At 58.2% G+C, this 23181-nt stretch carries 22 protein-coding genes and 1 other RNA gene; 17 read left to right on the plus strand and 6 right to left on the minus strand.

The window, feature by feature from the left end; translation table 11 throughout:
* Position 1: 1 nt before the first annotated feature.
* The gene (gene nudC, locus ACR0DH_RS16035) at positions 2–985 is read right to left on the minus strand and encodes an NAD(+) diphosphatase (RefSeq protein ID WP_480550814.1); all 984 of its coding nucleotides are present in this window, start codon (positions 983–985) and stop codon (positions 2–4) included.
* A gap of 180 nt (positions 986–1165) precedes the next feature.
* On the opposite strand from nudC, the gene ACR0DH_RS16040 reads away from it, so the two are divergent.
* The 3 genes from ACR0DH_RS16040 to rsgA all read left to right on the plus strand — a co-directional run bounded on the left by ACR0DH_RS16040 (position 1166) and on the right by rsgA (position 4369).
* The gene (locus ACR0DH_RS16040; protein WP_480550812.1) at positions 1166–3043 is read left to right on the plus strand and encodes a bifunctional 2',3'-cyclic-nucleotide 2'-phosphodiesterase/3'-nucleotidase; all 1878 of its coding nucleotides are present in this window, start codon (positions 1166–1168) and stop codon (positions 3041–3043) included.
* Between the two features lie 39 nt (positions 3044–3082).
* An RNA gene (gene ffs, locus ACR0DH_RS16045) (signal recognition particle sRNA small type) lies at positions 3083–3181 on the plus strand.
* A 159-nt stretch (positions 3182–3340) separates the two neighbouring features.
* A complete protein-coding gene (rsgA, locus tag ACR0DH_RS16050; protein WP_480550810.1) occupies positions 3341–4369 on the plus strand; it encodes a ribosome small subunit-dependent GTPase A in 1029 nt (342 codons plus the stop codon).
* Positions 4370–4400: 31 nt separating this feature from the next.
* Here rsgA and ACR0DH_RS16055 read toward each other — a convergent pair whose 3' ends face one another.
* On the minus strand, positions 4401–5258 hold the full coding sequence (locus ACR0DH_RS16055; RefSeq protein WP_480550808.1) for an alpha/beta hydrolase family protein: 858 nt from the start codon (positions 5256–5258) through the stop codon (positions 4401–4403).
* A gap of 180 nt (positions 5259–5438) precedes the next feature.
* A complete protein-coding gene (locus tag ACR0DH_RS16060; RefSeq protein ID WP_480550806.1) occupies positions 5439–5951 on the minus strand; it encodes a protein-tyrosine phosphatase family protein in 513 nt (170 codons plus the stop codon).
* A 173-nt stretch (positions 5952–6124) separates the two neighbouring features.
* Here ACR0DH_RS16060 and ACR0DH_RS16065 point away from each other — a divergent pair, with 173 nt between their 5' ends.
* The 6 genes from ACR0DH_RS16065 to ACR0DH_RS16090 all read left to right on the plus strand — a co-directional run bounded on the left by ACR0DH_RS16065 (position 6125) and on the right by ACR0DH_RS16090 (position 10538).
* A complete protein-coding gene (locus ACR0DH_RS16065; RefSeq protein ID WP_480550804.1) occupies positions 6125–7888 on the plus strand; it encodes a DNA polymerase III subunit gamma/tau in 1764 nt (587 codons plus the stop codon).
* Between the two features lie 3 nt (positions 7889–7891).
* Positions 7892–8275, plus strand: coding sequence for a hypothetical protein (locus ACR0DH_RS16070; protein WP_480550802.1), 384 nt, complete (start codon positions 7892–7894; stop codon positions 8273–8275).
* Positions 8276–8620, plus strand: coding sequence for a YbaB/EbfC family nucleoid-associated protein (locus ACR0DH_RS16075; protein WP_353009142.1), 345 nt, complete (start codon positions 8276–8278; stop codon positions 8618–8620). It begins immediately after the preceding gene.
* Between the two features lie 61 nt (positions 8621–8681).
* The gene (gene recR, locus ACR0DH_RS16080) at positions 8682–9275 is read left to right on the plus strand and encodes a recombination mediator RecR (RefSeq protein ID WP_480550800.1); all 594 of its coding nucleotides are present in this window, start codon (positions 8682–8684) and stop codon (positions 9273–9275) included.
* Positions 9276–9554: 279 nt separating this feature from the next.
* Entirely contained in the window at positions 9555–9941 is a 387-nt protein-coding gene (locus ACR0DH_RS16085) for a thermonuclease family protein (RefSeq protein WP_480550798.1), read from the plus strand.
* A 108-nt stretch (positions 9942–10049) separates the two neighbouring features.
* A complete protein-coding gene (locus tag ACR0DH_RS16090) occupies positions 10050–10538 on the plus strand; it encodes a hypothetical protein (protein ID WP_480550796.1) in 489 nt (162 codons plus the stop codon).
* On the opposite strand, the gene ACR0DH_RS16095 is transcribed toward ACR0DH_RS16090, so the two are convergent.
* Complete coding sequence (locus tag ACR0DH_RS16095; RefSeq protein ID WP_480550794.1) at positions 10535–11176, minus strand: ribonuclease T2 family protein; 642 nt, start codon at positions 11174–11176, stop codon at positions 10535–10537. The two genes, ACR0DH_RS16090 and ACR0DH_RS16095, sit on opposite strands and share 4 nt — an antisense overlap.
* A gap of 130 nt (positions 11177–11306) precedes the next feature.
* Between ACR0DH_RS16095 and ACR0DH_RS16100 the strand changes: the two genes are divergently transcribed.
* Positions 11307–12071, plus strand: a complete 765-nt coding sequence (locus tag ACR0DH_RS16100; RefSeq protein ID WP_480550792.1) for a DUF1013 domain-containing protein — start codon at positions 11307–11309, stop codon at positions 12069–12071.
* 55 nt (positions 12072–12126) lie between these two features.
* On the plus strand, positions 12127–12516 hold the full coding sequence (locus ACR0DH_RS16105; RefSeq protein ID WP_480550790.1) for a hypothetical protein: 390 nt from the start codon (positions 12127–12129) through the stop codon (positions 12514–12516).
* A gap of 47 nt (positions 12517–12563) precedes the next feature.
* Here ACR0DH_RS16105 and ACR0DH_RS16110 read toward each other — a convergent pair whose 3' ends face one another.
* Positions 12564–13595: a permease gene (locus ACR0DH_RS16110; protein ID WP_480550788.1), complete on the minus strand. Its 1032-nt coding sequence runs from the start codon at positions 13593–13595 to the stop codon at positions 12564–12566.
* On the minus strand, positions 13588–13896 hold the full coding sequence (locus tag ACR0DH_RS16115) for an ArsR/SmtB family transcription factor (protein ID WP_480550786.1): 309 nt from the start codon (positions 13894–13896) through the stop codon (positions 13588–13590). Before ACR0DH_RS16115 ends, ACR0DH_RS16110 begins: the two co-directional genes overlap by 8 nt.
* A gap of 132 nt (positions 13897–14028) precedes the next feature.
* On the opposite strand from ACR0DH_RS16115, the gene pdxR reads away from it, so the two are divergent.
* The 6 genes from pdxR (at position 14029) to ACR0DH_RS16145 (ending at position 23056) form a co-directional block, all read left to right on the plus strand.
* Entirely contained in the window at positions 14029–15489 is a 1461-nt protein-coding gene (gene pdxR, locus ACR0DH_RS16120; RefSeq protein WP_480550784.1) for a MocR-like pyridoxine biosynthesis transcription factor PdxR, read from the plus strand.
* Between the two features lie 125 nt (positions 15490–15614).
* Positions 15615–17384, plus strand: coding sequence for a sulfoacetaldehyde acetyltransferase (xsc, locus tag ACR0DH_RS16125; RefSeq protein ID WP_480550782.1), 1770 nt, complete (start codon positions 15615–15617; stop codon positions 17382–17384).
* Positions 17385–17411: 27 nt separating this feature from the next.
* The gene (gene pta, locus ACR0DH_RS16130) at positions 17412–18419 is read left to right on the plus strand and encodes a phosphate acetyltransferase (RefSeq protein ID WP_480550780.1); all 1008 of its coding nucleotides are present in this window, start codon (positions 17412–17414) and stop codon (positions 18417–18419) included.
* Between the two features lie 89 nt (positions 18420–18508).
* On the plus strand, positions 18509–21328 hold the full coding sequence (locus ACR0DH_RS16135; protein ID WP_480550778.1) for a molybdopterin oxidoreductase family protein: 2820 nt from the start codon (positions 18509–18511) through the stop codon (positions 21326–21328).
* Positions 21329–21419: 91 nt separating this feature from the next.
* Positions 21420–22169, plus strand: a complete 750-nt coding sequence (locus tag ACR0DH_RS16140) for a 4Fe-4S dicluster domain-containing protein (protein WP_480543036.1) — start codon at positions 21420–21422, stop codon at positions 22167–22169.
* A complete protein-coding gene (locus ACR0DH_RS16145) occupies positions 22169–23056 on the plus strand; it encodes a dimethyl sulfoxide reductase anchor subunit family protein (RefSeq protein ID WP_480550776.1) in 888 nt (295 codons plus the stop codon). Before ACR0DH_RS16140 ends, ACR0DH_RS16145 begins: the two co-directional genes overlap by 1 nt.
* Positions 23057–23181 lie beyond the last annotated feature (125 nt).

Raw genomic sequence — 23181 nt, forward strand, 5'->3', positions numbered from 1 at the left:
GTCAGTCTAATGTATCTGCAAGCCAGTTTCTCAAAAGGAAATGCGCAATTGCACCTTTCCGGGCGGGCAACAGCTTGGGATGATCTCCGGCAAAGGCCTGCATCATTTCGGTTTTGGTGACCCAAAGCGCGTCTTCGATTTCAACCGGGTCAATCTTGATGTCACGCGATAGTGCTTGACCCGCGCAGCCAAACATCAGCGATGACGGAAATGGCCACGGCTGGCTGGACAGGTACGAGACGGCGCCCACCGGCACACCTGCTTCTTCCATCACCTCGCGGCGCACTGCGGCTTCCAGAGTTTCGCCCGGCTCCACAAACCCCGCGAGTAGCGAATACATTCCTTCGGGCCAGCCGGGCGACCGGCCCATCAGAACCGCATCGCCATGGGTGATTAGCATGATGACAACCGGGTCGGTGCGTGGGAAATGCTGGGCCCCGCAAGACGGGCAGCTGCGTTGCCACCCAGCCTGCGCGATCTGGGATGGCGCACCGCATTGGGCGCAGAACTTGTGCGTCTTGTGCCAGCCAATAACGGCCTTGGCGGTTGCTGCCAGCTCGGCATCGCGGGTTGAAAGCCGGGTCATGATCCGGCGTAGCTCAGCAAACGCAGTGCCCATGGGCAAGTCGGGGTGTTGCTGTTCCGACCGATCAACAAAAGTATCAAGGCCAGTCAGATCTTGGCCCTCGGCTGTCCAGCCCGAGATGTCAAAGGCAAAGATCGGGGCGCGCCCTTCTTCCAAACCCAAAAAGATCGGGACAGCGACAATCCCGCCCGGTCCGTTTTGAATCACGGGGTGTGACATCGGAAGCCTGATAAGCTGATCCAGGGCCTCACCCTGCACCAGCAGTTTTCCGCGCCACAGCAGGACGCAGCGCGCCTTTGTTTCATCTTGCGCGTGTTGCAGCCGTTCTGCGTCAGATCGCAGCTCGGCGGCTCGATCCAGACCCGAGCCACCAAAGGTCACCAGTTCTGCGTTTTTCATTCATTGTCCCTTGGGCTTTGCTGACAGGGCTGCCACGGCAACCAGAATGTTGCAATGCCATTTCTCGGCACCCCCCTGTCCCTGCGACAATGCAGTGGTTGATACGCCTAAATATATGTGCATTAAATCTACTAAATGTTGATTTTGAATAATATTATCGCCCAAAAGTAGTAGTTCAGAGTGAAAACAAGACCAGTTTGTACAGGTCAGACTGAAAGCGCAGACGTGAAAATTCGTATTCTCGCGACCACCGATCTGCACATGAATCTGACCGGTTTCGATTATTACTCCGATCAGCCCGATGCTTCGGTCGGGTTAACGCGAACCGCCAGCCTAATCGAATCTGCGCGTGAATCCGCAGGTGATGCAGTTGTCCTGCTGTTCGACAATGGGGATGCGCTTCAGGGCACACCGCTTGGTGACCAGGCGGTGCAAGACCACGACACCCACCCGATGATGCAGGGCTTTGCCGCTTTGCAGTACGATGCGATAGGTCTGGGCAACCATGACTTTGGCTTTGGACTGGACGCGCTAGACCGTATTCTTGCCGACGCGCCCTGCCCGGTACTGTGCAGCAATCTGCACCCAAACAAAGGCATCCAAACACGCTGGCAAGACCACACGATCTTTGACCGTACCGTTTCATGGAACGGGCAAGATATCCCGCTGCGTATTGGAGTTTTTTCTGTTCTGCCGCCACAGACAACCCAGTGGGAAGCGCATCACTTAAGTGGAATGGTCGCCGCCGAAGGTATTCTCGACACGGCCAAACGCGCGGTGCAGAGCCTGAAATCGGCGGGATGCGATCTGATCATCGCATTGGCGCATTCAGGGATCGAGCAGGAAGACGAAGCCCCCGGGTCTGAGAATACGGTGATCGCGCTCGCAGGTCTTACGGGCATAGATGCCCTGATCGCAGGGCATACGCATTTCACGCTGCCCGGTCCAAGCCATAGCAATATGCCCCAAGTGGATCATGACGCCGGGTTGATCCATGGCAAACCCGTGGTCATGGCCGGATCCGCAGGCTCACATCTGGGGCAGATTGATCTGCATATGGCGCATTCAGCCGATACGGGCTGGGCGGTTATCGCGCAAAGTGCAAAACTGCATGCGGTGAGTACGGCATCAGATGATACCGAGGTGCCGGAAAACCCCGAACTGGTCACGCTTTTTGCACCAATCCATTCCAAAACCCGCGCTGAGATGGCAGAACCGGTGACCCGAATCTCGCAGCCCTTGCACAGCTATTTCAGCTTTTGCGCCCCGGATCAGGGGCTTGTACTTGTTGCAATGGCCCAGGCGGCAGGCCTCAGGCCATATCTAGCGGGCTCGGCACTGGCAGATCTACCAATGCTATCGGCCGTCTCTCCTTACAAGTGTGGTGGTCGATCTGGCCCTCGCTTCTATACCGACGTTCCTGCAGGTGAGGTTTGCCTGCGCCACATCGCCGACCTGCATATTTTCCCCAATGAGCTGCGCGCCGTCAGAGTCACCGGTGCACAGGTTCTCGACTGGCTTGAGATGTCGGCTGGCGTTTTTCATCAGTTGCAATTCGATGCCGCATGCGAGCTGATTGATCCAAGCCGCGCAGGGCATAATTTTGATGTGCTGTTTGGGCTGAGCTATCAGATCGATCTGTCACAACCTGCGCGGTTTGACCGCCAAGGGCAATTGCTGGGCCAAGACTATCGGCGCATACGCCAGCTGCGCTTTAACGGGTCTGATCTGCAGCCCGAGCAGGAGGTCATCGTGGCGCTGAACAACTATCGCGCCAGCGGAGGTGGGTATTTTCCATTCGTCGATCAGGCGCAGGCCATCAACTTACCGCCATTGGATATCAAAAGGGTCCTGCGCGACTATTTGATCGGCGATCTGCCCGCCGATCCGCTGGCACAGACACCCTATCCTTTTGCGCTTGCCCCCCAAGACGGCGCGCAGGCGATCCTGACCACCGGGCCCGGCGCGCTAAAGTATTTGGCGGAATTAAACATATTTGAACCACAAGTTCTGACCCCTGATCCCACAGGTTTTGAACGCATTCAGTTAACTCTCTGACGGGTTGCCATCTGCACCGGGTTTGCCTATATCAAGCCCTGAGAGGTTGGCGCGGGCGAGCGCCTCGCCAACCTGGTCAGGTCCGGAAGGAAGCAGCCACAACGAGCCCCGCTTGGGTCGATGTCCAACCTCTCACTAATAGCAACCAACAAGCCGCAGGAGGGCTTTTATGAGTGTAGCAAAAACCCTTCAGGCAGCGCGGTTCTGATCGCAATCTACGCAACTGCCTGAACACATCGCCGCCGGATGCGCGTCTGCCATCTGGTTGCTATGCTGTTTCTGAACATAGGCAGATCAATGTCTCATACACTTTCGGACCTTGGATGGTCCTCTCATTTTGCCGCGCAAAGCGTGGATTACCCTAATCTTACCCCCTATCGCATCTCCGCGGTGCACCGCGATCGTCTGATCGGGCTTTCATCGGCGGGGGAAACGCCACTTGTGTCACTCGGTCGTCCGACCGGCGACTTTGCAGTGGGCGACTGGGTGCTTGCTGATCAGGATCAGCGCATTCAGCACCTGCTCGACCGGCGCAGCCTGCTGCAACGGCGTGCCGCTGGCACTGGGGCCGAAGCGCAACTGATCGCCGCAAATGTGGATGTGCTGTTCATCGTCAGCTCTTGCAATGCGGATTTCAACCTGCCCCGGCTGGAGCGTTACTTGGCCCTTGCCAATCAGGCCGGGTGCTATCCGGTCATCGTGCTGACCAAAGCGGACCTGTGTGCTGATCCCGACGCAGTTCAGCGTCAGGCACAAAAACTTGGGCCGTTCCTGACCATTCTGACCGTCAACGCGCTTGACCCTGAGGATATAGAAAAAATCCTCAGCTGGTGCCCCACCGGACAAACGGCTGCTCTGGTAGGCTCGTCCGGCGTTGGAAAAACCACGCTGGCCAATGGGATGACGGGTCAGGCAGAGGCAACGGCAAGCATTCGCGAGGATGACGCCCATGGACGTCATACCACAACCGCCCGTGCCCTGCATCTGATGCGGAACAAAGGCTGGCTGATCGATACCCCAGGCATGCGCGCGTTGCGTTTGCTCGATGCGCAAGAGGGTGTGGACGAGGTTTTCTCGGACATTCTGGATCTTGCGCAAGGGTGCCGGTTCTCGGATTGTCGGCATGATCAGGAACCGGGATGTACCGTGCAGGCTGCGATTACCGATGGCACGCTTGATCCTTCGCGGCTGGACCGATGGCGTAAGCTACGGCGCGAGGATCAGAGGAATTCAGAAACCATCGCCCAATCCCGCGCACGCGATAAAGCCTTCGGAAAGATGGTCCGGTCGGTCATGAAGGATCAAAAGCACCTGAAAGGTCGGTGAGCAAAACAAGAGCGTCGCGCAATCGACGCCCCTACTCAATCAACCGGGGCCAAACGGCCGCGTTACGCCGCGCAAACGCGCCGATATGACCGATCTCCTTGACCCCGAAATCACGTGCAGACAACACATGGCGTCGCGCCTTGGAGCCATAAAGATCGGCCAGTCGCCAGACCGCCTCAGGCGGAACTGTCTGATCATCATCGCTGGTAAACAGATCCACCGAGACACCCGATTCCGCCCAGCGCGCTTGTGGCAGGTTTTGCCCCATCTCGGGTAGATAGTTGTGCGGCGCAGTGCACCACCTACGCCATTGCCAGTAGACAGGACCCGGCAGATCAGCCCCAAACCCGATTGCCTTGCCCGGCAGATACCCCAGCGCTTTGACCAGCAACGGCACATGCCCATGCCAGAACATCCAGGCCAGTCCTTTGTAAGGCCAAGGATGATCCGACAAGGTGACCAGCCCTGAGCAGACACAGATCATGCGGTCTATCGTATCGATATCCGGCTGCACCGGCCCCAACATCCCGCCAACCGAATGACCAATTGTCCACTGGTTGGCATCAGGAAAACGCCGCCGCATCTCGGCCCGCGCCGCTGGCATATCGATTAACGCCCAGTCGGCCATCGTGACCTTTGAATCTTTCAAACGCCCCGTGCGTGAATGGCCAAAATCGTTGTAGTCATAGGTCAAGCAGGCGATGCCGCGCTCTGCAGCCAGCCATCTTGCGAAGTGTTGATAATAGTCGCGTGGGACGCCCGTTGCACCGTTCAATACAACAACTGTTTCGGGTTTGACTAAGGGACAATACAAGCGCGCCGACAGCATCGCGGATCCGGATAGAAACCGAAAGTCTTCAACCTTCGCTGCCTCGTGCGTATCTAACATCGCGTCTTCGGGTGATTTCTGAACCGATCAGTTTACCGATTTAGAAAGCACAGCAAACCTTGTTCGAGTCAACCCGAGGGTTGCTTGACCAAACGTCCACCTGCGCAACACCATGCATCTGCCTAGAGTTGCAACGATACCGCAAGCGCCCCTGCCCAAGACCCTTAGAGACGTAACCGATCACCCCGAACGCAGTTCGAGTACGTCGGTGGTCGCGCGTGTGGCCCATCTCATCTGCTCGTCGGTCTCCACTGCGCACGGACGCAGCGCCCGCAATCGGGCCAACGCCTGATCAAAACGCTCACCGCATTCGATCATCAGCCGCAGAACAACCATTCCTGATCGCCCGCACCCACCCCGGCAGTGAACCAGTACCCGGCCACCCCCAGACAGCGCATGTCGCGCCGCCGCGCTGACGGCAACCCATTCATCCTCGATTTGGGACGAAGGAACTCCATAATCTTCAACCGGCAGATGTACCCACCGACTGGCGCGCCCCTGAATGTCACTGCCAAAACTTTGGGCCCCGTCCTGAAGCATCTCAACTTCCGTCGTCATCGAGATCACAAGCCCGGGTTTCCAATCTGATATCGTGTCCAGATCATCGGCATAGTCGCCCCCACGACCCGGCAGCGACGTCAGCGCAAGCGTGCCACCCCCGACCTGCAGGGCATAGACCACCAGTTGAGACATCAAAGTCCTCCTCCCAAATCCGCGCCCGTTCAAAAGTAATGTTTGTTTAAATTTGAAACCCCAGTTTACGCATATCCCGATTCGCTCCAAACCAAATTTCCTGAACCCTGCTGTGGACGCGAGCAGCGGCGGCCACTACGCTGTGGCGACGTCCCGAATCCGCCAGAGCAGACATGACCGAAACAGACAGCCCCGCCTATCAGGTTCTCGCCCGCAAATATCGCCCGGAAACCTTTGCGGATCTGGTGGGTCAGGATGCAATGGTACGCACTCTGAAAAACGCGTTCGAGGCTGACCGGATCGCGCAAGCCTTTGTCATGACCGGCATTCGTGGGACGGGTAAAACCACCACGGCGCGGATCATCGCCAAAGGCATGAACTGCATCGGTGCGGACGGCAATGGCGGCCCGACCACCGAACCCTGCGGCGTCTGCGAACACTGCACTGCGATCATGGAAGGTCGTCATGTCGACGTGATGGAGATGGACGCCGCTAGCCGCACGGGCGTCAATGATATCCGCGAGATCATCGACAGTGTCCGCTATCGCGCCGCCTCAGCCCGTTACAAGATTTACATCATCGACGAGGTTCACATGCTCTCGACCAGCGCCTTCAACGCGCTGCTCAAAACGCTGGAGGAACCACCCGCCCATGTGAAGTTCATCTTTGCGACCACAGAGATTCGCAAAGTTCCAGTCACGGTTCTGTCTCGCTGCCAGCGCTTCGACCTACGCCGGATCGAGCCCGAGGATATGATCGGCTTGCTTCGCAAGATCGCCTCGGCTGAAAGTGCTGAGATTGCCGAGGACGCGTTGGCCCTGATCACCCGTGCTGCTGAGGGATCTGCCCGCGACGCGACCTCATTGCTGGATCAGGCGATCTCACACGGGGCCGGAGAGACGACGGCAGATCAAGTGCGCGCGATGCTGGGCTTGGCGGATCGTGGCCGGGTTCTGGACCTAATGGACATGATCCTGCGGGGCGATGCCGCCGGCGCGCTGACTGAACTCAGCGCGCAATATGCCGAAGGCGCCGATCCGCTAGCCGTGCTGCGCGATCTGGCTGAGATCACCCACTGGGTCTCGGTCGTGAAAATCACGCCGGACGCAGCAGAGGACCCAACCGTATCGCCTGACGAACGCGCGCGCGGCCAGCAAATGGCTGAAGCCCTACCCATGCGCGTGCTGACCCGCATGTGGCAGATGCTGTTGAAAGCACTTGAGGAGGTCTCCGCTGCGCCAAACGCGATGATGGCAGCCGAAATGGCTGTGATCCGCTTGACCCATGTGGCCGATCTGCCCAGCCCGGAAGAGTTGATCAAACGTCTTCAAGATGCACCGCCTCCACCCATGGGTGGACCAGGAGGGGGCGCACCTACCCACAATAATGGCGCAGCCCCTGTGGAACCACGCGGTCCGATGACCGCAGGCCACCAGCCCACACCGCGCAGTTCCGGCGGCGCGCCCGTCGCGGCGCTGGCGCAGGATGTGCAGGCGGCACTTGCCCGGTATCCAACCTTTGACCATGTGGTCGAACTGATCCGGACCAACCGCGATGTCAAACTGCTGGTCGAAGTCGAAAACGGTGTTCGCCTGGTTTCGTACCAACCTGGTCGGATTGAGTTCACACCTGCATCGCAGGCCCCGACCGATCTGGCCCCGCGACTTGGCTCGGCCTTGCAACGCTGGACGGGCAACCGCTGGGCCGTGTCAATCGTATCGGATGGCGACGCGCCGACTATAGCCGAAATTCGCGACAAGGCCGAGCTTGCGCTTAAGGAAGAAGCCTCTGAACACCCTCTAGTTCAGGCCGTACTTGCGCAGTTCCCTAAAGCCACGATCACCAAGATCGAGACCCCCGAACAACGCGCCGCTCAGGTCGAAACCGAAGCGCTGCCAGAGGTGGAAGACGAATGGGACCCGTTCGAGGAGGATTGATAGGTGCACTATGCACACATCGATGCGGTCTACCAAGAAGCTTGCGAAATCTATAACCCATCTTGGAATGGCGAAACGGTTAGCGAATGGGTCGAAGCAGCCGCGCTTGCCTCAAATCCGATTTCATTCGTCTTGCTAGCCTTATCGGTATTGGCAATCTGGCGTGGAAATCTCTGGATCGCGTTAGCGACATCTATCGGCTGGATGATCTGGGCGACTCATATTTTTGTCGACGATATGATGTATGATCCGCGTCGCACGGCAGCGGACCTAGGATGCGTCGGCCATTCCACCCTGTTCATTGGCTTGGCAATTGCGCTATGTGCTGGGATGGCACTTTATACTGCTTATATTCGCCTGAGGCGATCACACTTAAGGAGACTCTGAATGCTCAAAGGACTAGGCGGCCTGGGCGATATGGCCAAGATGATGAAATCAGCTCAGGACCTGCAGACCAAGATGACTGATATGCAGGAAGAACTGAACACCATCATGGTGGTTGGTGAATCCGGTGCCGGGCTTGTCAAGGCAACAGCCACGGCCAAGGGCGAACTCAAGGGGTTGGATATCGATCCGTCGATCTTCAACGGCGACGACAAGGAAGTGGTCGAAGACCTGATTCTGGCCGCCATCAAGGACGCCCAGACCAAAGCCACCGAACGCTCTCAGGCGGAAATGGCCAAGTTGACCGAAAGCATGGGCCTGCCCGCTGACATCAAACTGCCGTTCTGATCTCGGTCATTTCGCAAATACACTCGCCAGAGGCCTCCTCCGGCGCCAGACAGGACAGGCCGTGAGCTCAAACAGCGACATCGACAATCTGATCGACCTGATGGCCAAGCTGCCGGGCCTCGGCCCGCGTTCGGCCCGTCGCGCTGTGCTGCACCTGATCCGCAAACGCGCCCTGTTGCTGACGCCCTTGGCGGACACGATGCAACAGGTCGCTGCCACCGCCCGCGAATGCCTGAACTGCGGCAATGTCGGCACCACCGATATCTGTGACATCTGCTATGACGAGGCCCGCGCGACCGGAGAGCTTTGCGTGGTCGAAGATGTCTCGGACCTCTGGGCGATGGAGCGCGCCGGAGTCTTCAAAGGCCGCTACCATGTTCTAGGCGGTACATTGTCTGCTCTGGACGGTGTTGGTCCGGACGAATTGCGCATTCCGAGGTTGAAAGACCGCGTTGTAGCCGAAGAGGTCACCGAGGTCATTCTGGCCCTGAACGCCACAGTCGACGGCCAAACCACCGCTCACTACATTGCGGATCAGTTGGAGGGTCAGGTTCGCCTAACCTCACTGGCGCAGGGCGTGCCGATTGGAGGTGAGCTGGACTATCTGGATGACGGGACGATTACAGCCGCGTTGCGGGCGCGGAAGGAGCTCTAAATGCTGTACGAGCATTATGTTCGGATTGAGAACTAGCGGTTTACACACGAAGCATTCGTCATTTAGCATATGTGGCATTGCAATATCTATTCTGAGATCAGGGTTTAGATGCTGAGATCGTTACTGCGCTTTTTGTTCGGACCTTCAAACCGAAAGACCAACGTAGTGCCTTTTCGACACACGGCACCGACAGCGGCAAAACACAACTCTAGACGAGTTTCTAAACCGTCCAAACCGTCGAAATTTCCTACGACCGCAACTCTTAAGGGAAAATGTCACGTGATCGACGGTGATACGATCATAATAAGTGGAACGAAAATCAGGATTGCCGGCATAGATGCTCCGGAGCTAGAGCACCCTTGGGGCAAGAAATCCAAATTCGCCTTAATAGCAATGTGCAAGGGTAAGGTGGTTACCGCCATCATCAAGGAAGAAGTTTCATTCGACCGAGTTGTCGCCAAGTGCCTTCTGCCTGACGGAACTGATGTCGCCGCCGAGCTGGTCAGAAAGGGGTTGGCGTTGGATTGGCCCAAGTTCTCTGGCGGTGCATACACCCACCTCGAACCCCAAGATGCGCGGAAGAAACTCTGGCGCGCCGCTGCACGGCAGAAAGGTCACATGAGAGCCTTCAATTCCGAAGTGAAACCACGAAGCAAGCAGAGCTGATATCAAGTAAATCGACCATTGGATGTTGAAGCATTCCAATTGCCGGAATTTCTTTTTGCAGGACCGATTCAGATTAGGAAAGGACTACCTATGAATTTCGGAGCTAACATGACCCGCCTTCTCGCGCTCACCTTCGCCGCTTTCACCACCACCGCCGCCCTAGCACAAGACCTCATCGACAAGGGCTTCGTCGAAGGCTGGAACATCATGATGGACCCGGCGCTCGGCGATGGGTGCCTGATCCAGACCGTGTATCAGGACCTCTCGGTCGTGCGGCTGGGATATGACGCGCTGGACAATCGCGGGTATTTCACTGTGTTCAACAAGGCGTGGGGCAACATCGAACCGGGTCAAAGCTATCCGATCCGGTTCGAGTTGGACGGCAAAAGCTTTGACGCCACCGCCATCGGGTTCAAGCAAGATCGGGTTCCAGGCGCGACGGTGTTCTTCACGGACCGCGACTTCGTGACAGCGATTGCCCAGAACAAGACGATGACGGTGTTCAACCCCGAGGGTCAGCCGGTCATGGCGATTGATCTGACAGGCACAGCCAAAGCGCTTGAATATGCGCGCGAGTGCCAAAACAAAGAGCTTTAGCGAATCGGATCAAACAACGCGTCGGTCGCCTTGCAATCTCGTATCACGTCTCGTCCGCAGGGGGCCGGGTTCAGATCGCGGGACAGGCACAAGCGAACCTCTTCGATGTACCCCTGTTTGCAGGTCACCGTGATCATGTCGCGCTTAAGCTTGGGATTGGCCTTCAGAAACGCCTCTTCGACCACTGCGGCAGGCAGTTTCACGGTTGCGTCCAGTTGCCGAAAAACACCGGGGCGTTCAACACGGCCATAGGCCTCGCGTGACAAAGCGTAGTAGTCGGATGCCGACAAGCCCGAACAGGTGCCGTGTTTTTTCCACTGATGCCAGGCCAAGCCGGAACTGCCCTGAATATCCTCCATCGCGCGGGTCATGCTGCGCGACGGCGGGGCCTCGGGCGTGCGGCAATAAGACGGCCAGCCTTGATGAAATTGCGGCCAGAGCCCGTGCAAGATCCAGCCGTGGTCATGCCGCGCATCGCATTGATCCGAGCCGCGCGCGTCCCCTTCGCGGGCGCACCAGTTGGGCGACCAGCTGAGCGAGAGGACATAGTAGTCAAATTCGCCCGCCTTCTCGCCCTCGGCCTGCGCAGCCAGACCACCCAGCAGCGCGAAAACAAAGCCCAGAATCCCTTGGCGCATTCGCCTCTTCCCTTCTTGCACTGGCGCGACTATATACGGGCCAAGTTCCCCGACAACGGAAACCTGCCCCAAAATCCCGGGGCCGCCGAATTCCGGCGACGGGACAGATGTATGTATAGGAGACGGGCTGATGGCAAAACCGCTTATGGCCAAGGCCACCGCCGTATGGCTGGTGGACAACACCACGATCAGCTTCAAGCAGATCGCGGATTTCGTAGGGATGCACGAGTTGGAAGTACAGGGCATCGCAGATGGTGATGTGGCCACTGGCGTGAAAGGCTTCGACCCGATTGCCAACAACCAGTTGACCCAAGAAGAGATCGACACGGCGCAGAACAACCCGCTGCACAAGCTGAAGCTCAAGTTCAACCCCTCGGCCACGGGCGAGGAAAAGCGCCGCGGCCCGCGCTACACCCCGCTGTCCAAGCGTCAGGACCGTCCGAACTCGATCCTGTGGCTGGTCAAGTTCCACCCCGAACTTACTGATGGACAGATTGCCAAGCTGGTTGGCACCACCAAGCCGACCATCCAGTCGATCCGCGAGCGCACGCATTGGAATATCTCCAACATGCAGCCTATCGACCCGGTTGCTCTGGGCCTGTGCAAACAGTCCGAACTGGATGCCGTGGTGCAAAAGGCCGCCGCGAAGAAGGCCGCCGAAGGTGGCGTCATGAGCGATGATGAACGTCGCAAGCTGGTTTCGACCGAGCAGTCGCTTGAGATGGACGCTGCGCCGAAAATCCCGACGGCGATTGAGGGGCTGGAGACCTTCTCTCTGTCAGACGAACCGGAAGACGAGAAGGAAGACAGCGATCCGATCGTGGATGCTGACAGCTTCTTCAACCTGCCCAAAGGCAGCGGGGACGAAGAAGAAGAAGACGATCAGCGCCCCTGATGTGTTGGCCGCCTCGGTCTAAACAGGCCGGGGCCTTCTTTCCAACGGAAGCCTTATGCTTAGCGTACTTTCCGCCATTTTTGGCCCACACCACGCCGTTTCGATTTATGCGTTCCTCAGGACATGGGGCCTGGGTCTGGCTGCGGGCGTTGGGATGCTCGCAATCGTATCCACGCTGTTCTTGTTGGGCGGAGATGGCGAGCACGAGCATCATTCGTTCATGACTGTCCCGGTCCTGTCCGCCACCGCGATCAATGGTGACCTCAGGAATGGCGTGATTGCATCGGTTCGGCTGCCGGATGGTACCGCGGCCTCGATCACGTCGACCGAGGCCCCGATCTCTCAGACGGTTGGCACCAGCGCCTGTATCGAAAAACGCATCTATGTGGACAGCGGAGAGCCCAGATACCGTTTCAAACTGCCAAAGTTCTGCGACGCAAGCTGACTTGAATGGAATTGAAACCGCCCGGCCATTGTGCCGGGCGGTTCCCTTTAGAGGGCCTGGAACACGATCCCGGCGACGATTGCACCGCCAACACCGAGGCTCAGATAGGTGGCAAAAACACGCGGTTTCACCAGTGACCAGACCGCCGCCATCGCAGGGATCGAGCTCACAGCACCCGCGACCATGAACGACATCGCAGCGCCTGCAGTCATACCTTGCTCCATCAAACCCGCCAAAAGCGGCGGTGCAACATAAGAGTTTAGGTAAGCAGGCATGCCAACCAGTGCCGCGATCACAATGGGCAGCACACCTTCGCCACCAACAACGCGGGCAATCAGGTCTGCAGGCACGTAGCTAACCAGCAGCGCCTCAAGCACGTAGGCAAGCGCCAGCCATTTCAGCAGGAAGATACCATTGTGCAGAAACTCGGCGCGGAAACGCTGACGTCGTTCGGGTTCCTGCCAGAACTTCCAGACCGGCTTGTCGTCCATCTTGGGCCCGCAGCCGCAGCATCCCGCCGGTTTGTATTCCCGCAACGGCTGGGAAAACGCGCCGCTGCGCATCAGAAAGCGGACGGCAAAACCGCCGAACAGGCCCAGCGCTACGGCTGCCACCGCCTTGCCAATGGCAAAGGGCCAACCCAATGCGCTTGCCGTAATCAGCAATGTCGGCGGATCGATCAGCGGCGAGCTGAGCCAGAACGCCATCACTGCCGACAAAGGGGCACCCAAAGCCAACAGACCAGCAATGAACGGAATAACCTCGCAGGAACAAAACGGCGCGAGACCACCGAACAGGGCCGCCAGAAAGATCATGCGTGTTTCGCGCCCTTCAAAGGCGCGCGCCACCATAACTTCGGCCCCTGTAGCCTTGAGATACGAGAGCAATAAAACGGCGAACAGGATGTATTGACCAGTATGTGCAAGCGCTTTGGCCGCAAAGGTCACAACCTCGCCCCAGTTACCTGGGTCCAGAATCGCCACCAATGCCAATATGGCGACGATCAGTGCCCAAGGCGTTTTGATCAGGTCAAACACGGCCTTAGATGACAGTTTCGGATTTTGTGTTAACTCAGCCATCGTTTGCGGCCTTTCCTACCTCATCCACGCAGCATTCACTGAGAATGAATTCTGCCAGATTTCTCAACTCATCAAAGCAGGCGCGGTTGATCGTACTGCGTCCGATCTTTTCCTGCTCGACCACGCCACCGGCAGCCAGAAACCGTAGGTGATGGGCCAGCGTCGATGGTGCAATCCCGGTACGCGACTGGATTTCACCAACCGTCAAACCAGTCTCACCCGCACGGACGAGTGTTTTCAGAACCTGTAGCCGGGCCTCGGAGCCCATGGCCGAGAATCCTGCTGCTGCGGTTTCCCACATCTGACTTCTCCATTAAACTATTTTTCTAGTTATTTAGTTTGATTCGAGCTGCCCGTCAATCCATTGCCAGAAATTTCAGCAAATAAAGTAAGTCCAGATTGCCCTATCCTTAGGTCCAGCCTATAAGCGCCTATGGCCATCTCGATCGACACATTCTTCCTAGAGCTCAATGGACAAGGCACCCTGCAAGCACAGATCCAACAGATGATCGCCGAAGGCATTCTGTCAGGTCGGTTCCATGTCGGAGAGAAACTGCCATCGTCCCGGAAACTGGCCGCACATCTGGGTGTCAGCCGCATCACCGTGACGCTGGCCTATACTGAACTGCTGGCTAATGACTACCTGACTGCGAAAGGCCGATCCGGATACTACGTGTCCGAGAATGCGCCGGTACCGCCAAAATATTCGCCTGTTCAGCGCAACGAAGAAACCATTGATTGGAACAGCGCCTTGGCCCGTCGGTTTTCAGGCGGGGATTTGTTGTCCAAGCCCGCTGATTGGCGCGACTACCGCTATCCATTCATTTACGGGCAGGCCGACCGAACCTTATTCGATCATGCCAACTGGCGGCTCTGTGCTGTTCGCGCGCTTGGGCATAAGGACTTCGCCTCGTTAACCGCCGATTACGTGGATCAGGATGATCCGCTGCTGGTGGAATTCATTGCCCGCCATACCCTGCCCCGCCGTGGCATTGCTGCCCGGCCCGAAGAGATTCTGATCACCATGGGCGCGCAGAACGCGCTATGGCTGGCCTCACGCGTGCTGCTTACCCACCATCGCACCGCAGTGATCGAAGACCCATGCTATTACTCGCTGCGCAACCTGCTAGACCATTGGGATTGCGATATTACGGCCCTTCCCGTCGACCGGGACGGCCTGCCCCCAGATCAGTTGCCCGAAAACACCGATGTGATCTTCACAACCCCCAGCCATCAAAGCCCGACCACCGCGACCATGCCCATTGCGCGCCGGCACAAACTGCTGGAACGCGCGCGCGAATTGGACGCCATGGTGGTTGAAGATGACTACGAGTTCGAGATGGCTTTTCTGGGCGCGCCCTCTCCGGCACTGAAGTCGATGGATCGGGATGGGCGCGTAATCTATGTGGGCAGCTTCTCGAAATCTCTCTTTCCCGGATTGCGATTGGGGTACATGGTCGGGTCCGAGCCCTTCATTCGTGAAGCACGCGCCCTGCGATCCATGGTGTTGCGTCATCCGCCGGGACATATCCAGCGGACGGCGGCTTATTTCCTGTCGCTGGGCCACTACGACGCTCAGATCAGGCGCATGTCCAAAGCACTGGCAGATCGGCGGGAAACGCTCGACAAGGCCGTCGAACACCACGGTTTGACCGTCGCCGGGCGGGGCATAATGGGCGGATCATCCCTGTGGATGTCAGCACCAGAGAATGTCGACGCCACCCGGCTTGCGCAAAAGCTGCAGGGAGAAAGCGTACATATCGAACCCGGCCTGCCCTTCTTCTCGGGGCCAGAGCAGCCACAGAACTATTACCGGCTCGGGTATTCTTCCATTCCCCAAGATCGGATCGAGCCTGGGGTAAAGCTGATCGCCGATGCGATCCGGACCAGCTGATCGCCGACTGGACCTAATCCGCGCCGCGTTCTGGACCTAACGCCACCCTGCCCAATGGGTCAAAACCAATAGCAACGGCGGGGTAGCGTGCCCGGCCATTCCTCACCTGCCCGGAGATCAGTCACATGAAAATGACCACAGAAGAAGCTTTTGTTAAGGTCCTGCAGATGCATGGGATCGAACATGCGTTTGGGATCATCGGCTCGGCCATGATGCCGATCTCGGATTTGTTCCCCAAAGCCGGGATCATGTTCTGGGACTGCGCCCATGAAGGCAGCGCCGGTATGATGGCCGATGGCTACACCCGCGCCACTGGTAAGATGTCGATGATGATCGCCCAGAACGGCCCCGGTATCACCAACTTCGTCACCGCCGTCAAAACCGCCTATTGGAACCATACCCCGCTTCTGCTGGTCACCCCTCAGGCGGCAAACAAGACCATCGGTCAGGGTGGTTTCCAGGAAGTCGAGCAGATGAAACTGTTCGAAGATATGGTCGCCTATCAGGAAGAAGTTCGTGATCCGTCCCGCGTTGCCGAAGTTCTGACCCGAGTCATCAGCCAGGCCAAGCGTCTGTCTGGTCCGGCGCAGTTGAACATTCCGCGCGACTTCTGGACACAGGTCGTGGATATCGAAATCCCCGAGCCTATCGAATTCGAACGCAGCCCGGGTGGTGAAAACTCGGTGGCGAAAGCGGCTGAGATTCTGTCGAACGCCAAGAACCCGGTCATCCTGAACGGCGCAGGTGTTGTTCTGTCCGAGGGTGGTATCGATGCGTCGATGGTACTAGCCGAGCGTCTGGATGCGCCGGTTTGCGTCGGCTACCAGCACAATGACGCCTTCCCCGGCAAGCACCCTCTGTTTGCGGGTCCGCTGGGCTATAACGGCTCAAAGGCCGGGATGGAGCTGATCAAGGACGCAGACGTTGTTCTGGCCCTTGGTACACGCTTGAACCCGTTCTCGACCCTGCCCGGTTACGGCATGGAATACTGGCCAGCAAACGCCAAGATCATTCAGGTCGACATCAACCCGGACCGCATCGGCCTGACCAAGAAAGTCAGCGTCGGCATCGTGGGTGATGCAGCCAAAGTGGCCAAGGGGATACTGGCGCAACTGTCCGACACCGCCGGTGACGAAGGCCGCGACGCGCGCAAGGCGAACATCGCCCAGAAGAAATCCACTTGGGCGCAACAACTGTCCAGCATGGATCACGAAGATGACGATCCAGGCACCACCTGGAACGAGCGCGCCCGTGCTGCAAAGCCGGATTGGATGAGCCCCCGCATGGCGTGGCGTGCGATCCAGCAGGCCCTTCCGCGCGAAGCAATCATCTCTTCCGACATCGGTAACAACTGCGCCATCGGCAATGCCTATCCAGATTTCGACGAGGGTCGCAAGTATTTGGCACCGGGTCTGTTCGGCCCCTGTGGTTACGGTCTGCCCGCCATCGTCGGCGCTAAGATCGGTCAACCGGATGTGCCCGTTGTTGGCTTTGCCGGTGACGGTGCCTTTGGCATCGCGGTGAACGAACTTACGGCCATCGGCCGCTCGGAATGGCCCGCCGTAACTCAGATCGTTTTCCGCAACTACCAGTGGGGTGCGGAAAAGCGGAATTCGACCCTATGGTTTGACGACAACTTCGTCGGCACAGAACTGGACACGCAAGTGTCTTACGCCGGTATTGCACAGGCCTGTGGTCTGAAAGGTGTGGTCGCCCGCACGCAGGACGAACTGACCGCCGCCCTGAACCAGGCCATCGAGGATCAGAAGAACGGCATCACAACCCTGATCGAAGCCATGATCAACCAGGAACTGGGTGAGCCCTTCCGCCGCGACGCGATGAAGAAGCCTGTTGCAGTTGCCGGTATCGATGCCAGCGACATGGCTGCACAGTAAGCCAGACACGGATCGGAGCCGGAACGTATGACCCTAACGCCCATCGAGCTTTTGCGTCAGAACGTCCCGGCGACCCGACCTGTGATTTCCCTCTGCGAAGGCAGTGATCCCCGCGTTGTTGCGGGGGCGCTGGCCGCCCATCAGGCCGATCTGGCCGATATCATTCTGGTTGGACCTAGGGCCGACGTTGAAGCCGCGTTGCAAGACCACGGCGCTGCTCCGTCAACCGGTATCGCGGTTCACGACCCTGCAACCTCGGACTTGTCCGAGGAGTTTGCCCAAACCTATCTTGAGCTGCGCCAGCACAAAGGTGTCGACCTTACGAAGGCGCAGGCGGCTGTCAAAACCCCCTCTGTCTATGCGGCGATGCTGGTACGCACTGGCCGGGCCAACGGTACGGTTGGCGGTGCTGTTCACACAACCGGAGACATCGTCCGCGCGGCCATTCATGTAATCGGCATGGCCCCTGACGCCGGAATGGTGTCGTCTTTCTTTTTGATGTACCCACCTGAGAACGCGCAACCCGGTGCGCGCGCAATGATTTATTCAGATTGTGCGCTGCTCATTAATCCAACCTCGGACGAGCTGAGCAAAATCGCAATCGCCTCGGCTGCATCAGCACGCACCTTGCTGCAGGTTGACCCCAAGGTTGCGATGCTCAGCTTTTCGACCAAAGGCAGCGCCCGACATTCGGATGTCGATAAGGTGGTTGCGGGTACGGACATACTGCGCCGTGCTGCTCCTGACTTGGACGTTGATGGAGAGCTGCAATTCGACGCAGCCTTTGTGCCATCGGTCGCGGATCGCAAATCCCCCGGATCATCTGTGGCAGGTCAGGCCAATGTGATGATCTTCCCCAATCTCGACGCGGGCAATATCAGCTACAAGATCACCCAAAGGCTGGGCGGCTACAGCGCGATTGGCCCGGTCTTGCAAGGGTTAGCAAAACCCGCCAATGACCTGTCCCGCGGCTGCAGCGCCGAAGATGTAACACAGATGATCGCCGTGACCGTGCTACAGGCAAACAGAACATAGACCCAGACAAAACATCGTTCGCAGAACAATATTCTCAAAGCATGAGGAAAGTGACAAAGTCCTCCTGAGCCAACCAACAGGACCCGCCAATGACCCATCAGCAGCCGATCCTTGAGACATCACCAAAAGTATCGGACGTGATCCGCAAGACCACCTGTTACATGTGCGCTTGCCGATGCGGCATCAACGTGCACATGAAGGACGGCAAGGTTGCTTACATAGAAGGCAACCGCGATCATCCGGTGAACAAAGGCGTGCTCTGTGCCAAAGGCTCGGCCGGGATCATGCAAGTCAACGCCCCATCGCGCCTGCGCAAGCCTTTGCGCCGGGTTGGTCCGCGCGGCTCGGGTGAGTTCCGCGAGATCGAATGGGACGAGGCGATCAGCACTGCCGTAGGTTGGCTGAACGAACTGCACGAAACGGCCCCACAGAAACTGGCCTTCTTCACCGGCCGCGACCAGAGCCAGAGCTTCACCAGCTTCTGGGCACAGAATTTCGGCACACCCAACTATGCGGCCCATGGTGGCTTCTGCTCGGTCAATATGGCCGCTGGTGGAATCTACACAATGGGTGGCGCCTTCTGGGAGTTTGGCCAGCCCGATTGGAACCACACCAAGCTGTTCATGCTGTTTGGCGTGGCCGAGGATCATGACAGCAACCCGATCAAGATGGGCATCGGCAAGATCAAGGCCCGCGGCGCGCGGGTGATCGGGGTGAACCCGATCCGGTCCGGCTATAACGCGGTGGCTGACGACTGGGTCGGGATCACGCCCGGCACAGACGGTCTGTTCATCCTGTCGCTGATACACGTGCTGATGAAGGCTGGTAAGATCGATCTGGACTATCTGAGCCGGTACACCAACGCGCCCGTTCTGGTGAATGCCACCGAGGGTCCAGAGAAGGGCCTGTTCCTACGCAATGCCGATGGCAAACCGCTGGTAATCGACCGCGTGACCGGCAAGCCAACCGCCTTTGACAAACCCGGCGTGCGCCCGGACCTGTCGGCGACCTACGACAAAGACGGCGTCACGCACCGCCCGGTCTTCCATCTGATGGCTGAAAAATACCTCAGCGACGATCACGCCCCCGAGGCCGTGGCCGACCGTTGTGGCATCCCAGCCAAACGCATCCGCGCCATTGCCGCCGAGATTGCCCGCGTTGCCTTTGATGAGGCGATCGAGCTGGATCATGAATGGACCGACTTCCGGGGTGAAGCGCATTCCAAGATGACAGGTCGGCCCGTCAGCTTCCACGCCATGCGCGGAATTTCCGCCCATGCAAACGGGTTCCAGACCTGTCGCGCCCTGCATGTGCTGCAAATTCTGCTGGGCACGGTCGAGGTCCCCGGCGGCTTTCGTTTCAAACCGCCCTACCCCAAACCGGTTGAGGCGCATCCAACCCCGCATGGCGACCGTCGCCCGGGCCGCCCGCTGGAAGGCCCGCATCTGGGCTTCCCGCGTGGTCCCGAAGACCTACTGCTTGACGAGTGCGGCACTCCCCAGCGTATCGACAAGGCCTTTACCTGGGAAAATCCGATGTCGGCCCACGGGCTGATGCATATGGTAATCTCAAATGCCGCCGCGGGTGATCCCTACAAGATCGACACGCTGTTCATGTACATGGCGAATATGTCGTGGAACTCCTCCATGAACACCAAAGGTGTGATGGAGATGCTCACGGCCAAGACAGAAGACGGCAAATATGTCATCCCGAACATCATCTATTCCGATGCCTATTCTTCGGAAATGGTGGCCTATGCCGACCTGATCCTGCCTGACACAACCTATCTGGAACGGCACGATTGTATCTCTCTGCTGGATCGTCCAATCTGCGAAGCGGACGCCGCTGCCGATGCGATCCGCTGGCCGGTGATCGAGCCTGACCGCGATGTGCGCGGCTTCCAATCCGTACTGATCGAACTGGCCAACCGGATGAGCCTGCCGGGCTTTACCAATGAAGACGGCACGCCCAAGTGGAAAGACTACGCAGACTATATCGTAAATCACCAGCGCAAGCCCGGCATCGGCCCATTGGCGGGATTCCGGGGCGAAGATGGCGACAAGGAAGGACGTGGAGAAGTCAATCCCGACCAGCTGAACCGCTATATCGAAAACGGTGGTTTCTACGTGGCTCATATCCCCGAAGGGGCCGATTACTACAAACCATGGAACGCGGCCTATCAGGACTGGGCCGTGGGCATGGGCCTTTATGACAGCCCACAACCTTACTTGTTCCAATTGTATTCTGAACCAATGCGCAAGTTCCAACTTGCCGCTGAAGGGCACGGCGACCGCCAGCCGCCGGATCACCTACGCGAGCGGATCAAAGACAAGATGGACCCGCTGCCGATCTGGTATGAAACTGATCAACAGGGTAACGAAGGCTACACCATCAACGCCCTGACCCAACGCCCAATGGCGATGTATCACAGCTGGGGCACTCAAAACGCCTGGCTGCGCCAGCTCCACGGGCGCAACCCGCTTTACGTCCCAACCAAACTGATGCGCGAACACGGGCTGCAGGATGGCGACTGGGCCAAAGTCAGCTCTCCACACGGGGAAATCACGGTGCCAGTCATGGAGATGGCCGCGCTCAACGACAACACAATCTGGACCTGGAACGCCATCGGCAAACGCAAGGGCGCCTGGGCCCTACAGGACGACGCCCCCGAAGCCACCAAAGGCTTTCTGTTGAACCACCTGATCCACGAACTCCTGCCGCCAAAGGGAGACGGTATGCGATGGGCCAACTCTGACCCTGTAACAGGACAGGCCGCCTGGTTCGACCTCAAGGTCAAAATCGAAAAGGCCGACCCACCATCAGACTCAGAAAGCCAACCCGAATTCGCCTCGATTCAATCCCCGGTTGGCACCGGTCCAAAGGATATCGCATGGAAGGTTGGAAAATGACCCGATCCATTCTTCATCTGGCTAAAAATATCCCGGGGTCTGGTGCAGAACCCCAGCCCACCCTCACTACCAAAGCGGAGGCAAGGCAGGCATGACCCAGCTCCCCAAATCCACCGAACGCAAGATGGGTCTGGTCATCGACCTGGATACCTGTGTGGGCTGCCACGCCTGCGTGATTTCCTGCAAAGGTTGGAACACCGAAAATTACGGCGCGCCCCTGTCGGATCAGGACGCCTATGGGGCCGACCCGTCCGGCACCTTCCTGAATCGTGTGCATTCTTACGAGGTGCAACCGGAACAAGGTACAGCTCAGCTGATCCATTTCCCAAAATCCTGCCTGCATTGCGAGGACGCACCCTGCGTCACCGTCTGCCCCACCGGAGCGAGCTATAAGCGAGTCGAAGACGGGATCGTATTGGTCAATGAAAGCGATTGCATCGGCTGCGGCTTGTGCGCCTGGTCCTGCCCTTATGGCGCGCGCGAGATGGACATGGCCGAAGGGGTGATGAAGAAATGCACCCTCTGCGTTGATCGCATCTACAACGAAAACCTGCCCGAGGTAGACCGCGTGCCTTCATGTGTGCGCACCTGCCCGGCCGGTGCCCGCCATTTCGGCGACCTCGGCGATCCGGACAGCGATGTCAGCAAACTGGTGGCCGAGCGAGACGGCATGGACCTGATGCCAGAAATGGGCACCAAACCGGTTAACAAATACCTGCCACCCCGACCCAAAGATCAGATCGAGGAGCAGATCGATATTCTCGCCCCGCTCCTGGCCCCCATCGCGGAAGAGCCCAAGGGGTTCCTCGGCTGGCTCGACAAAACACTGGAGAAGCTCTGATGCATCCGGCCCCTTCCGTCATCATCTTTACCACCTTGTCAGGTCTGGGCTTTGGTCTGCTTGTCTTTCTGGGCCTCGGCCTGCCCGAAGTCACGGGCTGGGTTGCGTTTGTGTTCTTTGCGATCGCTTATGCTTTGGCCGTCGGCGGCCTGATGGCGTCGACCTTTCACCTTGGCCACCCGGAACGCGCGATGAAAGCCTTCACGCAATGGCGCTCAAGCTGGCTTAGCCGGGAGGGCTGGTGCGCGGTTATCGCCCTGATCGTTATGGGGTTCTATGCCATCGGGGCTGTGTTTCTTGGGCAGCGTTGGGGTGCACTCGGGTTGCTGGGCGCGCTGTTTTCGCTTGCGACGGTGTTTACGACATCAATGATCTATACGCAGCTCAAGACGATCCCACGCTGGAACTTGAAGCTAACACCGGCGATGTTCCTGAGCTTCAGCCTGGCCGGGGGGGCGCTGCTGGCTGGCCAGACGTCTATCGCCATAGCATTGCTGTTGATCGCTGCGTTGGTCCAGATTCTGTACTGGCATCAAGGTGACAGCGCGCTCGCAAACTCCGGAACCGATCTGGGCACCGCAACCGGATTGGGTACGCGCGGAACCGTGCGTGCGTTTGAGCCACCGCATACAGGCACCAACTACCTGCTGCGGGAATTCGTCCATGTGGTGGGGCGAAAGCATGCGCAGAAACTTCGGATGATCGCGTTTGCGCTTGGTTTTGTCTTACCTCTGCTTCTGCTTGTTCTACCGGTCGGAGGTTTGGCATTAAAGCATCTTTTTGCGCTGCTGGCCGTGATCTCACATATGGCGGGCGTAGCCACGTCGCGCTGGTTGTTCTTTGCCCAAGCCGAGCATGTGGTCGGATTGTATTATGGCAAGCGATAGGTAGGGGGCCAGCCCCCCTCTTGAGCCTACGGCTCAATTCACCCCCCGGGATATTTCTGGCCAGATGAAGTCTGGATCCGGGCTGAAATGGAAAAGGCGGCGCTCGGGGATCGAGGCCGCCCTTT

The sequence above is a fragment of the Ruegeria sp. I1 genome (genome assembly GCF_056532675.1).

Coding starts and splice junctions, on each gene's coding strand:
- nudC (WP_480550814.1), bottom strand. CDS start 985: ATGAAAAACGCAGAACTGGTGACCTTTGGTGGCTCGGGTCTGGATCGA.
- rsgA (WP_480550810.1), top strand. CDS start 3,341: ATGTCTCATACACTTTCGGACCTTGGATGGTCCTCTCATTTTGCCGCG.
- ACR0DH_RS16055 (WP_480550808.1), bottom strand. CDS start 5,258: ATGTTAGATACGCACGAGGCAGCGAAGGTTGAAGACTTTCGGTTTCTA.
- ACR0DH_RS16060 (WP_480550806.1), bottom strand. CDS start 5,951: ATGTCTCAACTGGTGGTCTATGCCCTGCAGGTCGGGGGTGGCACGCTT.
- ACR0DH_RS16065 (WP_480550804.1), top strand. CDS start 6,125: ATGACCGAAACAGACAGCCCCGCCTATCAGGTTCTCGCCCGCAAATAT.
- ACR0DH_RS16075 (WP_353009142.1), top strand. CDS start 8,276: ATGCTCAAAGGACTAGGCGGCCTGGGCGATATGGCCAAGATGATGAAA.
- ACR0DH_RS16090 (WP_480550796.1), top strand. CDS start 10,050: ATGACCCGCCTTCTCGCGCTCACCTTCGCCGCTTTCACCACCACCGCC.
- ACR0DH_RS16095 (WP_480550794.1), bottom strand. CDS start 11,176: ATGCGCCAAGGGATTCTGGGCTTTGTTTTCGCGCTGCTGGGTGGTCTG.
- ACR0DH_RS16100 (WP_480550792.1), top strand. CDS start 11,307: ATGGCAAAACCGCTTATGGCCAAGGCCACCGCCGTATGGCTGGTGGAC.
- ACR0DH_RS16105 (WP_480550790.1), top strand. CDS start 12,127: ATGCTTAGCGTACTTTCCGCCATTTTTGGCCCACACCACGCCGTTTCG.
- ACR0DH_RS16110 (WP_480550788.1), bottom strand. CDS start 13,595: ATGGCTGAGTTAACACAAAATCCGAAACTGTCATCTAAGGCCGTGTTT.
- ACR0DH_RS16115 (WP_480550786.1), bottom strand. CDS start 13,896: ATGTGGGAAACCGCAGCAGCAGGATTCTCGGCCATGGGCTCCGAGGCC.
- pdxR (WP_480550784.1), top strand. CDS start 14,029: ATGGCCATCTCGATCGACACATTCTTCCTAGAGCTCAATGGACAAGGC.
- xsc (WP_480550782.1), top strand. CDS start 15,615: ATGAAAATGACCACAGAAGAAGCTTTTGTTAAGGTCCTGCAGATGCAT.
- pta (WP_480550780.1), top strand. CDS start 17,412: ATGACCCTAACGCCCATCGAGCTTTTGCGTCAGAACGTCCCGGCGACC.
- ACR0DH_RS16135 (WP_480550778.1), top strand. CDS start 18,509: ATGACCCATCAGCAGCCGATCCTTGAGACATCACCAAAAGTATCGGAC.
- ACR0DH_RS16140 (WP_480543036.1), top strand. CDS start 21,420: ATGACCCAGCTCCCCAAATCCACCGAACGCAAGATGGGTCTGGTCATC.
- ACR0DH_RS16145 (WP_480550776.1), top strand. CDS start 22,169: ATGCATCCGGCCCCTTCCGTCATCATCTTTACCACCTTGTCAGGTCTG.